This window comes from Pseudomonas sp. GD03944, from assembly GCF_029839275.1.
Classification (GTDB): domain Bacteria; phylum Pseudomonadota; class Gammaproteobacteria; order Pseudomonadales; family Pseudomonadaceae; genus Aquipseudomonas.
Genome location: NZ_JAOCAH010000010.1, coordinates 83,810 through 95,786, shown reverse-complemented (window position 1 = coordinate 95,786; position 11,977 = coordinate 83,810). Strand labels below are relative to the sequence as shown.

Here is an 11,977-nt window from a genome sequence, read left to right as displayed (position 1 = left end):
CCAGAAAGGACACTGGCGCCTAGCGCGCCAGCAGTTGTTCCAGTCGGTTGCCGACACGTTCGGCACGATCGGCCACGTCGCCGATCCATTCGATGATCTGATAGAGGAACATCACATCGACCGCAGGAAGATCCTTTTCCAGCTTGAACAGCGTACGACGGACCTCGATTTGCATCTTGTCGGTATCGCGTTCGATCTGCTCGAGTTCCATGACCATGGACTCGACCAGTGCAGCTTCCCGGCCACCGAAACCGGTTTCCAGCAGTTCGTCCAGCTCGTTCATCGCCTTGAGCGCCTGGGCGCTGGCGTCGACCGTGCGTTGCACGAATGCCCGCATCAGAGGTTGCAGCCCCTGAGGAATCACCATTTCGCGCCCCAGCATCAGGCCGGCGATATCCTTGGCGCGGTTGGCCACCTTGTCCTGCACGCTCAGCAGTTCGAGCAGGTCCGAACGCGGCACCGGAAGAAACAGGCTCTTGGGCAGGTGCAGGCGCACGCTTTTCTTGAGCTTGTCGGCTTCGTGTTCGAGGCGAACCATTTCCTGCTGGACCTGCTCGACACGGACCCAGTCTTCGGCCATCACGGCGTCGAAGAAGGGCAGCAGATTCGCGGCACACTCATGGGCCTTGGCAAAATGCTTTTGCATCGGCCCGATGGGCGAGCGGCCGAACAGGCTGGCAAATGGATTGGTAGGCATAGGGTTACCCCTGGGTAAAAAGAGGGCGGCAGTATACGGAGCGTGCCAGTCACCTGCCAGCGCGCATGTAATCAACTTGTAACAATCGATAGGGTAGACCCGAAATCCGTATCGGCCCATTCGACCCGACCGATCAACCGCGACTGCATCCGCCGCGCTTTTCCACTACCCTGTACGGCCATACGCCCGTCATCCGTCAAACGCCGCACGGGCCACCTGCTTTTCACCGGTTCATCGAGCCCCGTCATCGCAATGAATAAAGAAACCGAAATCAAACTGCGGGTCAGCCGCGACACCCTGGCTGCCCTGCGCGAGCACCCGTTGCTGAAGAAGCGCAACAAGAGCGGCTGGGAACAACGGGACCTGCTCAACCAGTATTTCGACACCCCCGAGCGTGACCTGGCCAAGGCCAAGGTCGCCCTGCGCCTGCGCCGCGACGGCGACCAGGTGATCCAGACCCTCAAGAGCCGCGGCCACAGCGTCGCCGGCCTGTCGGAGCGCAACGAGTGGGACTGGTACCTGACCAAGGCCAAGCTCGACCCGAAGAAGCTCGATGACAGTTGCTGGCCCGCCAGCCTGGCCGAGCTGGACAAAAAACAGCTGAAGCCGATCTTCACCACCGACTTCGTCCGCGAGCGCGCCGAGATCGCCTGGGGCCGCGGCAAGGCCAAGGTGGTCATCGAAGCGGCGCTGGACCTGGGCAAGGTCATCGCCGATGGCCAACAGGAAGAAATCTGCGAGCTGGAACTCGAACTGCGCCAGGGCGAGCCGGATGCCCTGCTGGAACTGGCCAGCGAGCTGGCCGCCGACCTGGCGCTGATGCCGTGCGACATCAGCAAGGCCGAACGCGGCTACCGGCTGTTCGACGCTGCCAGCTACGCGGTCAGCCTGCCCCTGCCGGACCTTTCCGCCGAGGCGAGCCTGGACGACAGCGTGGCCGCCATCGGCTGGCACCTGCTCGGCAGCAGCCAGCGGCTCGCCGAGCAATACCGTTTCAATGGCCACTGGCGTTTGCTGGTGGACTGGCTGGAGCAGTTGAGCGATTTGCGCGCCCTGCTCGGCAGCCTCGGCCAGGCCGCCCCGCGCGCCAGCAGCAGCGAGCTGCGCCAGGCGCTGGACGCCCTGCTCAACGATTGGCGCCCGCGCATCCAGGCTGGCCAGCACGACGAGGCCGCCCGCCAGAACGCGCCGGCCCTGTTCGCCGCCGAGCTGGAAGCACCGCGTTGGGGTCAGTTCTCGCTGCAGACGTCACGCTGGTTGCTGGCCCGTGCCTGGACCGCGGCGCGCAACAACCGCGGCAACCGTCAGGGCGCCGCACCGCTGGGCAACTGGCTGCCCACGCTGATCGCCGAGGAAGGCTCCGACCTGCGCCTCAAGCGCTACCAGCAGCAGCCGGAAGACCTGGCCGAGCAACTGCCGCGCATCGAGCGCCTGCTGGTCTGGCTGCGCCTGGCTCGCCACCTGCTGGAGGTGCCGGAAGCCGATCGCCTGTACGGCGAGCTGAGCAAGCTGCACGACCTGGCCCTGCAGCCCCTGGACGATGAGCAACGTGACCTGCGCGCCAGCCAGGCGCAGATCGTTCAGAGCCAGAAGGCCTGGCGAGAGCTGGTCAAGTAAGCCGACCGCCCGGGCACGCCAGCGCGGCGTGCCCGGGACCGTCTGAAGCAGACGCCACTCAGCCGACCGGCAGCGTGGTGGTCGACTTGATCTCCGACAGGGCGACGATGGAGTTCACCTCCTGGATGCCCGGCACCAGCGACAGCTTCTCGAAGAAGAAGCGCTCGTAGGCCTCGATGTCGCGCGTGACGATGCGCAGCATGAAGTCCACCGCCCCCATCAGCACATGACACTCCAGCACTTCGGGAAACTCGCGCATGGCCTCGGCGAACTCGGTGAGGTTGGAACGGCCGTGGGCGTTGAGTTTGACCTGGGCGAACACCTGGGTGTTGAGGCCGATCTTCTTGCGGTCGAGCAGGGCCACCTGGCGGCGGATCACCCCCTCGTCCTTCAGCCGCTGAATACGGCGCCAGCAGGGTGACTGCGACAGCCCCACCCGCTCGGCGATCTCCGCCGTGGCGAGCCCGGCGTCCTCCTGCAGCAGCGCAAGAATGCGCTGGTCATAAGCATCCAGGGCGACGGACATAAAAAATCCTCATATTCCGAACAATGAGGAAAGACTATCCACAGATCACTGATAACGACAGAAAAACAGGCAGAAATTTTGCCCGGCAAACTGGAAAACTGATCTCCACAGCAAGGAGACTGCCATGCCCATCCAGCCGCTTCGTTCATCGCCCCTCGACCCCGTCGGCGTGCCTGCCGAACCCCTGCGTCCCGACCCGTGGCAAAGCGCGCCGGCGCCGCCCATCGAGTTCCGCATCCGCAGCGAGGCAGAGGCCGAGGTGCTGTGCCGCCTGCTCGGCCTGTTCGCCCAGCTGGACCTGGTGCCGCAGCACATGCACCTGGAGCGCCACGGCCATGACCTGCACCTGGCCCTGCGCTTCGCCGGGCTGTCGCTGCACCGGGCGGGGGTGATCGCCGACAAGCTGCGTGGCCTGGTCTGCATCTGGCAGGTGGACTGGCACATCAATCCCACTTCGGGCTGAGCGATTACCGGGGCTGGGCGCTCGGTCACGCTTGGTGCATCGCCCCGCCCGGCAGTTTCGGGCATGCTAACCCTCGAATCGAACGGCATGAGCGTCTACCCTTGCCTTGCCGTACGCCGAGTGACCTAGGAGCCCGAATGTCCGCCTTTGCTGCCACTGCCCATGACCGAACCCTCGACCTCGGCGACCTGCTTCGCGAGCTGGTAGCCCAGGGCCGGATCGATCAGGACAGCGCCGAACAGTGCCTGGCCATTCGCCGCAGCGCGACCAACAACCAGCTGCATCCCCTGGAATTCCTCGCCGCCCAGCAGCTCAGCGACCTGCACCGGCCGGACAAGAAACTCGACCTGGAAACCCTCACCGTGTGGCTGGCCGAACTCGCCGGCCAGCCGTACCTGCGCATCGACCCACTGAAGATCGACGTGGCGGCGATCACCCCGCTGATGTCCTACGCCTTCGCCCAGCGCCACAAGATCCTGGCGGTGGCCGTCAGCCCCGAGGTCGTGACCATCGCCAGCAGCCAGCCCCTGGTGCACAGCTGGGAAGCCAACCTGACCCACGTGCTCAAGCGCCCGATCAAACGGGTGGTGGCCAACCCGGCGGACATCCAGCGCTTCACCGTGGAGTTCTACCGCCTGGCGCGCTCGGTCAGCGGCGCCAGTGCCAACGACATGAAGATCAGCGGCGTCGGCAACTTCGAGCAGTTGCTGAACCTGGGCGCCCAGGACCAGGAGCCGGACGCCAACGACGCGCACATCGTCAACATCGTGGACTGGCTGTTCCAGTACGCCTTCCAGCAGCGCGCCAGTGACATTCACATCGAGCCGCGGCGCGAACAGGGCAGCGTGCGGTTCCGCATCGACGGCGTGCTGCACACCGTCTACCAGTTCCCGCCACAGGTCACCATGGCAGTGGTCAGCCGCCTGAAGACCCTGGGCCGGATGAACGTGGCGGAGAAACGCAAACCCCAGGACGGCCGGGTCAAGACCAAGACCCCGGCCGGCGGCGAAGTCGAATTGCGCCTGTCCACCCTGCCCACCGCCTTCGGCGAGAAGATGGTGATGCGGATCTTCGACCCGGAAGTGCTGCTCAAGAGCTTCGACCAACTGGGTTTCTCCCCGGACGACATGAAGCGCTGGGAAAGCATGACCAGCCAGCCCAACGGCATCATCCTGGTCACCGGCCCCACCGGTTCGGGCAAGACCACCACGCTCTACACCACGCTCAAGCAGCTGGCCACGGACGAGGTGAACGTGTGCACCATCGAAGACCCCATCGAGATGATCGAAGGGGCCTTCAACCAGATGCAGGTGCAGCACAACATCGACCTGAACTTCGCCAGCGGCGTGCGCGCCCTGATGCGTCAGGACCCGGACATCATCATGGTCGGCGAGATCCGCGACCTGGAAACGGCGGAAATGGCGATCCAGGCGGCCCTCACCGGTCACCTGGTGCTGTCGACGCTGCACACCAACGACGCCCCCAGCGCGATCACCCGTCTGCTGGAACTGGGCGTGCCGTACTACCTGCTGAAGGCCACCCTGCTCGGGGTCATGGCGCAGCGCCTGGTGCGTACCCTGTGCCCGCACTGCAAGGCGCCGCACACGCTGGAAGAAGACGACTGGCAGAGCCTCACCAAACCCTGGAACGCACCGTTGCCGACGGGCGCGCACAAAGCCGTGGGCTGCCTGGAGTGCCGCGACACCGGCTACCGCGGCCGCGCCGGGGTGTACGAGATCATGCTGCTCAACGACAACGTCAAACCGCTGATCACCGCCGACACCGACCTGATCGCGCTGCGTCGCCACGCCTTCAAGGAAGGCATGCGCAGCCTGCGCCTGTCAGGCGCGCAGAAAGTGGCCGCCGGGCTGACGACCATCGAGGAAGTGCTGCGGGTCACCCCGCAGAGCGAGCAGAAGTAGCTCAGCCTTTGGAGCGGCCATGCAGGGCCGCCATCTGCTGCGGCTCGCAAGTCAGGTAGGCCGAATTGCGCGTCCAGCGTGGGTCGGAATGCCAGGCGAACAGGTACTGCCCGCCCTTCAACTGATCGACCACCAGCCGCGCCACCTCCTGGCGCACCGCCGGGCAGCCCAGGCTGCGGCCGATGCGCCCCTGGCTCTGCACCAGCAGTGGGCTGACGTAGTCCGCCCCGTGAATGACGATGGCACGTTCCCGGGCCAGGTCGTTGACCCCTGGATCGAGGCCGTCCATGCGCAGCGAGTAACCGTGTTTGCCCCGGTAGCTTTCCGACGTGCGGAACAGACCCAGGCTGGTCTGGTTGCTGCCCAGGCGGTTGGAAAACCGCTCGGCCATGTTCTCCCCCGACGCCCGACCATGGGCCACGAAGTCACGCAGCAGCAGGCTCTTGTGCTCCAGGTCGAAGATCCACAGGCGGCGTTCGGTGGACGGCAGCGAATAGTCGATCACCGCCAGCCGCGAGGCCGGCGCCGCGCCGTGGTTGACCGCGCATTGCATGGCGGCGAGGGCATGCTGCAACGCCTCCGGGGCCAGTTCGGGGGCCACCCGGGCCAGCTCGCGCTTGAGGGTGTCATTCTGCGGAACGGCCGCGAACAGGGGCGCAGCACAAAACCAGAGCCCTGCGAGGCAGAGCCAGCCAATACGTCCAACCATGGGTGAAAATACCTCTGGAACCCTGCTCCGCAACCCCCTGTCACAAGACCTCAGAGGTGACCTGCCTATACTGGACCTTGAACGTCCGTCTGCCGGGACGTTTCGATGAACCAATGGTTGGAGCAGTAGATTGTTCAAAAAATGCGCATCTTACCTGACCCCTGCGCTGCTCATCCTGCCACTGGTCGCCAATGCCACCGGCGAGCGATTACTGGCAAACAACGACATGCGCCCCTGGCTGAACGGGGCGGAGCAACTCTGTACCACCTGGCCGAAGCGCCTGGGCGACGATGCCCGGCACCTGCTGGAAGACTTCTACCAGCAGCGCGACGGTCAGCCCGCCTGGCAGTCGGTGCTGCAATGGCAACAGCTGAAGGCCGAAGTCGCCCAGCTGGCAGACGACGGTCTGCAGCCGAATGACTACCTCCTGCCGGACTGGCAGGACGGCGCCCGACAGGCCCCCTGTAACGAACTGCTGATCAGCCACGCCTACCTGCAGGCCCTGTCGCACCTGCGCCAGGGGCGGTTGTCCCAGCAGCGCCTGGAACCGCTGTGGCGGGCCTCGGCCTGGCCGAAGACCGACACCCGCCAGGCCACCCTGTCCATCGCCCTCCATCACGTGCCCGCACCGTCCCAGGCATTCGGCGCCGCGCGCCCGGACAATCCGCTCTACACCCGGCTGCGCGCGGCCTACGCAGAACGGCGCCAGCAGCCCGTCGGTGAATGGTCGGCAATTCCTGACGGCCCGCTACTCAGGCCTGGCGGCAACGACCCGCGCCTGCCGGCACTGCGCGCGCGGCTGGCTGCCGAGGGTTACCTGACACCCCTGACCACCGACCTGGGCAACGCCTTCGACCCGCTCACCGTCGACGCCCTGAAAGCCTTCCAGGCCGAGCACGGCATCAACCCCGACGGCATCCTCGGGCAGGCCAGCCTGGTCGAGCTCAACGTGCCTGCCCAGCTGCGCCGCGACCAACTATGGATCAACCTGGAACGCCTGCGCTGGCTGGTCGACGACCTGCGCGAAGCCGAGGTGACGGTCAACGTCGCCGCCGCCGAACTGCGGGTGATGCGCGACGGCCAGGTGCACTGGCGCACCCGCACCCAGGTCGGCCGGGCGGAACGGGCCACCCCGCTGCTGGCGTCCTACATCAATCGCCTGACCCTGAACCCGACCTGGACCGTGCCGCCGACCATCTTCCGCGAAGACAAGCTGCCGGAAATCCGCAACGACCTCGCCTACCTCGAGCGCAGCGAACTCAGCGTGCTCGACACCCAGGGCAATGCCCTCGACCCGCAGACCGTCGACTGGGAGAACCCGGGGCAGGTGGTCCTGCGCCAGGCGGCCAGCGCCCACAACCCCCTGGGCCAGGTGGCCCTGCGCTTCAGCAATCCGTTTTCGGTCTACCTGCACGACACGCCGAGCCAGCTGCTGTTCGACAAGTCACCCCGGGTCTTCAGCTCCGGCTGCGTGCGGGTCGAGGCGGTCGACAAGTTGCTCACCCTGCTGCTGCCGGAAGACGAACTGCAACCGGTGCAGGAGCGCCTGGCCACCGGCAAGACCCAGGAATACCGGCTGAGCCCCCGGGCACCGCTGCTGATCGGCTACTGGACCGTGGAAGCCGATGCCGACGGCACCCTGCGCTACGCCCCCGACACCTACCTGCTCGACCCCCATTTGCTCCGCGCCCTGCAACAAGCTGGGCACTGAATCACAGGCTGGCCTGGCACTCCGGCAAAGCAGCGGCTATAGGCATACAATCGGCCACCACCTGATGTGATGCACAAGGAGATACGTTCAATGGAACTCGGCAGTGTCATTCTGCTTTTCGTCGGCCTCGCCGTGGCCGTGGTATTCATGGGGTTCAAGGTGGTGCCGCAAGGTTCCGAGTGGACGGTAGAACGCTTCGGCCGCTACACCACGACGCTCAAGCCCGGCCTGAACATCATCGTGCCGGTGATGGACCGCGTGGGTCACAAGATCAGCGTCATGGAAAGCGTGCTGGATATCGAGCCGCAGGAAGTGATCACCTCGGACAACGCCACCGTGCAGATCGATGCGGTGTGCTTCTTCCAGGTCATCAACGCCGCCCAGGCCGCCTACGAGGTCAACAACCTCCAGCACGCCATTCGCAACCTGGTGATGACCAACATCCGTACCGTGCTCGGCTCCCTGGAGCTGGACGCCATGCTCAGCCAGCGTGATGCAATCAACGAGCGGCTGCTCAAGACCGTGGACGAAGCCACGGCGCCCTGGGGCATCAAGATCACCCGTATCGAGATCAAGGACATCAGCCCGCCCGAGGACCTGATGGCCGCCATGTCCGGGCAGATGAAAGCCGAGCGGATCAAGCGCGCCCAGATTCTCGAAGCCGAAGGCCTGCGCGCCGCCGCCATCCTCACCGCCGAGGGCAAGAAACAGGCACAGATTCTCGAAGCCGAGGGTCAGCGCCAGGCGGCCTTCCTGGAAGCCGAGGCCCGCGAGCGGGCGGCCACCGCCGAAGCCGAGGCGACCCGCGTGGTGTCCGAGGCCATCGCCAGCGGCAACGTCCAGGCGATCAACTACTTCGTGGCGCAGAAATACATCGACGCCCTGGGCCAGGTGGCCAGCGCCGACAACAGCAAGGTCATCATGATGCCGCTGGAAGCCAGCCAGGTGATCGGCGCGGTGGGCGGTATCGGCGAGATCGTCAAGGCGACCTTTGGCAGCGAGAAGAAGGGCTAAGGGGATGTGGGATTACTTGCAACACCTGTCGTTCTGGGACTGGCTCGCCTTCGGCACCCTGCTGCTGATCCTCGAGGTCTTCGGCGCCGGCGGCTACCTGCTGTGGATCGGCGTGGCGGCCGCCGGGGTCGGCGTGCTGACCTACGTGTTCCCGGAGATGCCCTGGCCCCTCCAGTTCGTCCTGTTCGGCGTGCTGTCGGTGGCCACCGCCGTGTTCTGGTGGCGTCGCCAGCGCACCGCGGCCAAGCCGTCCGACCAGCCGGGGCTGAACCGCCGCGGCAGCGAGTTGCTCGGCCGCCAGTTCGCGCTGCATGAAGCGATCATCAGCGGCCGTGGCAAGATCAAGGCCGGCGATTCGCTGTGGCTGGTCACCGGCCCGGACCTGCCCGCCGGCAGTGCGGTCAAGGTCATCGGCCAGGACGGCGTGCTGCTGAAAGTCGAAGCCGCGGCCTGACCCTCGCCCCCGCACCGCGCAACGCGCAACGCGGTGCGGGTAGCCACTACTGGCCACACCTGGCCACCGCCCCTGCCCACCCTGCAAGGCCCCACCCCGCGGCCCCCTCTACACCGCGGCCTGCCCTACATTTGATCGGTTGCTCGGAACCGTTGCGCCATGCTGGCACTCTTACTATTACCCCCCAAACCGAAGGAGTGACCCACCATGCGCCGACTTGCCCCGTTGTTTCTTGCCGCTTGCACCCTGGCCTCCGCGCCGGCATTCGCTGACGGCCTGTTGCGCGACATTCTCTCTTCCGGGGCGACCACCGCCTCGACCTACCTGACGTTCAAGGACAACAAGATGATCGTCCCGGCGCGGGACGATGCGAGCAGCTTCATCGCCAGCAATGGCGAGATCCGCGGCCCGCACCTGGAGGCCGCACTGGTCAAGCTGCGCGCTGACCACCCGGACCTGAAAGCCAGCGACATGGAACTGGCGACCGCCATCCTGGCCGCCGAGTAGGTTCGGGCCTTTCGGTCCCTGCCAGCCCCAGGCAGGGATCGGCAGTCGACGTTTCGCACGGCCGCACGATGCCCGCCGTGCGAAACGTCAGCCCTATGGCAGGGCGTACACCTTGAACAGCATCCGCGTGGCGTCACCGGGCTCATCCAGGTACTGGCGGTAGATCCGCTCCATGTCGCCCGAGTGGTACAGATCGCTCATCACCCTGTCCACCAGCAGGCGGAAGTCTTCGTCGCCGCGGGCCAGCGCCAGTCCGGCCGGCACGAAGTTGAACAGGCGGTTCAACACCATCAGCCCGCCCTCCTCCGGCGCATCCTGCAGCAGGCTCTTGAGCACCATGCGCTCGCCGAAGAACGCATCGGCCTTGCCCTGGGCCACCAGCAGCACACGCATCGTCAGTGGTTTGTTGGTTCTCCCGATCATGAAACCTACCTCCCAGTGTCCCTACACGGAAAACGGGTACGACCGCCACGAGGGCGACCCAAAACCGAGGGGCGGAGCATCGGTGGCTGGTGAGCACCAAACCAATACGCAGACGCCTTTTTCGGACGGTCGTAAATGCAACAGACGGTCATAACCGGCCAGGGCGGCGCCGGCAGCAAAAGCCGCAGAACGGAAGGAAACGGGGGGCGAAACGAGGGGGTGGCAGGGCCCGCTGCACAAGGCAGCGAGCCCACGCGCGGGGTATTACTCGGCGGAGGCGCTGGCCTTGTAGGCCGCGGCGTCCAGCAGCTTGTCCAGCTCGCTGGCATCGCTCGGCTGGAGCTTGAAGAACCAGCTGCCGTACGGGTCGCTGTTGACGTTTTCCGGGCTGTCGGCCAGGCCATCGTTGATCGCGATGACTTCGCCCGAGACCGGTGCGTAGATGTCCGAAGCGGCTTTCACCGACTCCACCACACCTGCTTCCTGACCGGCGGCCAGGGTCTTGCCGACTTCCGGCAGCTCGATGAACACCACATCGCCCAGGGCTTCCTGGGCGTGGTCGGAAATACCCACGGTCACGCTGCCATCGGCTTCCAGGCGGGCCCATTCGTGGCTGGCGGCGTAACGCAGATCGGCGGGGATAGAGCTCATGTGTCGTTCCTCATCAGACATGACGGCGACCGCGCCGTCTGGAAAATTTAGCAGGCGTTCGCCGTACCGAAAGCCATGGATTGAAAAGCGCTGAACAGCCGCTCGGCGGCGGTTCAGATCAGGGTCTTACCGTGCCGGACAAACGTCGGTTTGACCACCCGCACCGGGTACCATTTACCGCGAATTTCCACCTCGGCCCGCTCGCCGGTGGCCGCCGGCAGACGCGCCAGGGCAATCGACTTGCCGAGGGTCGGGGAGAAGCTGCCGCTGGTGATCTCACCCTCGCCCACCCCGTCCACGCGCACCACCTGGTGGGCCCGCAGCACGCCGCGTTCCTCCAGCACCAGGCCGACCAGTTTCGGTGTATCACCGGCGGCCCGTTGCGCTTCCAGCGCCCCACGCCCGACGAATTGCCGACCGGCCGGCTCCCAGGCCACCGACCAGCCCATGTTCGAAGCCAGGGGCGAGACGCGCTCGTCCATGTCCTGGCCGTACAGGTTCATGCCGGCCTCCAGGCGCAGGGTATCGCGCGCGCCCAGGCCGATCGGCGGAATGCCGGCGCCCACCAGTTCGTTGAGGAAGGCCACCGCCTGGTCGGCCGGCAGCATCAGCTCCAGGCCGTCTTCGCCGGTGTAGCCCGTGCGGGCGATGAACCAGTCGCCTTCCGGCAGGCCCTGGAACGGCTTGAGTTCATGGATCAGCGCCGCGCGGGCCTGGGTCACCAGCTCCGACACCTTGGCGCGGGCCTGGGGGCCTTGCACGGCGAGCATGGCCAGGGTCTTGCGTTCCTGCAGGTCGACAGCGAAATCGACGCTCTGCAGGCGCATCCAGGCCAGGTCCTTGTCGCGGGTCGCCGCGTTCACCACTACTCGGTAGTGGTCATCCACCCCGTAGACGATCAGGTCATCGACCACCCCGCCCTGCTCGTTGAGCATGCCGCTGTACAGGGCCTTGCCCAGGCTGTTCAGGCGTTCGACGTCGTTGGCCAGCAGGTGCTGCAGGTAGGCCTTGGCCTGGGGGCCGGCCACGTCGATGACGGTCATGTGCGACACGTCGAAGACGCCGCAGTCGCGACGCACCTGGTGGTGCTCCTCGACTTGCGAGCCGTAGTGCAACGGCATGTCCCAACCGCCGAAATCGACCATCTTGGCACCGAGTGCAAGGTGCAGGTCGTAGAGAGGTGTGCGCTGTCCCATGGGATCTCCTTCCGGGCTTGGCGAAGCCGCGGACGGTGGCGCGAATCCGTTGAGCCCTCGAAACAGGGGCCCTTCAGGGGATTTCAC

The 11,977-nt window shown here is 65.8% G+C and carries 13 protein-coding genes; 7 read left to right on the top strand and 6 right to left on the bottom strand.

Annotated features, from left to right (window positions below):
• Window positions 1-19: 19 nt before the first annotated feature.
• Window positions 20-697, bottom strand: coding sequence for a TIGR00153 family protein (locus N5C28_RS16340; RefSeq protein WP_279823939.1), 678 nt, complete (start codon window positions 695-697; stop codon window positions 20-22).
• Between the two features lie 252 nt (window positions 698-949).
• On the opposite strand from N5C28_RS16340, the gene N5C28_RS16335 reads away from it, so the two are divergent.
• Entirely contained in the window at window positions 950-2,314 is a 1,365-nt protein-coding gene (locus tag N5C28_RS16335) for an inorganic triphosphatase (protein ID WP_279823937.1), read from the top strand.
• A 58-nt stretch (window positions 2,315-2,372) separates the two neighbouring features.
• Here the strand turns inward: N5C28_RS16335 and N5C28_RS16330 are convergent, their stop codons facing one another.
• Window positions 2,373-2,840: an Lrp/AsnC family transcriptional regulator gene (locus N5C28_RS16330; protein ID WP_279823935.1), complete on the bottom strand. Its 468-nt coding sequence runs from the start codon at window positions 2,838-2,840 to the stop codon at window positions 2,373-2,375.
• A gap of 124 nt (window positions 2,841-2,964) precedes the next feature.
• Here N5C28_RS16330 and N5C28_RS16325 point away from each other — a divergent pair, with 124 nt between their 5' ends.
• Window positions 2,965-3,303, top strand: coding sequence for a hypothetical protein (locus tag N5C28_RS16325; RefSeq protein WP_279823933.1), 339 nt, complete (start codon window positions 2,965-2,967; stop codon window positions 3,301-3,303).
• A gap of 137 nt (window positions 3,304-3,440) precedes the next feature.
• Complete coding sequence (locus N5C28_RS16320) at window positions 3,441-5,225, top strand: GspE/PulE family protein (RefSeq protein WP_279823932.1); 1,785 nt, start codon at window positions 3,441-3,443, stop codon at window positions 5,223-5,225.
• 1 nt (window position 5,226) lies between these two features.
• Here N5C28_RS16320 and N5C28_RS16315 read toward each other — a convergent pair whose 3' ends face one another.
• Window positions 5,227-5,934 carry a murein L,D-transpeptidase catalytic domain family protein gene (locus tag N5C28_RS16315; RefSeq protein WP_279823931.1) on the bottom strand — a complete coding sequence of 236 codons (708 nt, stop codon included), beginning with the start codon at window positions 5,932-5,934 and terminating at the stop codon, window positions 5,227-5,229.
• 130 nt (window positions 5,935-6,064) lie between these two features.
• Between N5C28_RS16315 and N5C28_RS16310 the strand changes: the two genes are divergently transcribed.
• The 4 genes from N5C28_RS16310 (at window position 6,065) to N5C28_RS16295 (ending at window position 9,620) form a co-directional block, all read left to right on the top strand.
• Window positions 6,065-7,645, top strand: coding sequence for a L,D-transpeptidase family protein (locus tag N5C28_RS16310; RefSeq protein WP_279823929.1), 1,581 nt, complete (start codon window positions 6,065-6,067; stop codon window positions 7,643-7,645).
• A 90-nt stretch (window positions 7,646-7,735) separates the two neighbouring features.
• A complete protein-coding gene (locus N5C28_RS16305; RefSeq protein WP_279823926.1) occupies window positions 7,736-8,659 on the top strand; it encodes an SPFH/Band 7/PHB domain protein in 924 nt (307 codons plus the stop codon).
• A gap of 4 nt (window positions 8,660-8,663) precedes the next feature.
• Window positions 8,664-9,113 carry an NfeD family protein gene (locus N5C28_RS16300; protein ID WP_279823923.1) on the top strand — a complete coding sequence of 150 codons (450 nt, stop codon included), beginning with the start codon at window positions 8,664-8,666 and terminating at the stop codon, window positions 9,111-9,113.
• A gap of 207 nt (window positions 9,114-9,320) precedes the next feature.
• Window positions 9,321-9,620 (top strand): DUF2388 domain-containing protein, encoded by a 300-nt coding sequence (locus N5C28_RS16295; protein WP_279823922.1) that lies wholly within the window; start codon window positions 9,321-9,323, stop codon window positions 9,618-9,620.
• Window positions 9,621-9,713: 93 nt separating this feature from the next.
• Here N5C28_RS16295 and N5C28_RS16290 read toward each other — a convergent pair whose 3' ends face one another.
• From N5C28_RS16290 to gcvT, 3 genes are all read right to left on the bottom strand, one after another.
• A complete protein-coding gene (locus N5C28_RS16290; RefSeq protein ID WP_279823921.1) occupies window positions 9,714-10,043 on the bottom strand; it encodes a transporter substrate-binding domain-containing protein in 330 nt (109 codons plus the stop codon).
• A gap of 264 nt (window positions 10,044-10,307) precedes the next feature.
• On the bottom strand, window positions 10,308-10,694 hold the full coding sequence (gcvH, locus tag N5C28_RS16285) for a glycine cleavage system protein GcvH (protein ID WP_279823918.1): 387 nt from the start codon (window positions 10,692-10,694) through the stop codon (window positions 10,308-10,310).
• Between the two features lie 113 nt (window positions 10,695-10,807).
• Window positions 10,808-11,890 carry a glycine cleavage system aminomethyltransferase GcvT gene (gene gcvT / locus N5C28_RS16280; RefSeq protein WP_279823917.1) on the bottom strand — a complete coding sequence of 361 codons (1,083 nt, stop codon included), beginning with the start codon at window positions 11,888-11,890 and terminating at the stop codon, window positions 10,808-10,810.
• Window positions 11,891-11,977 lie beyond the last annotated feature (87 nt).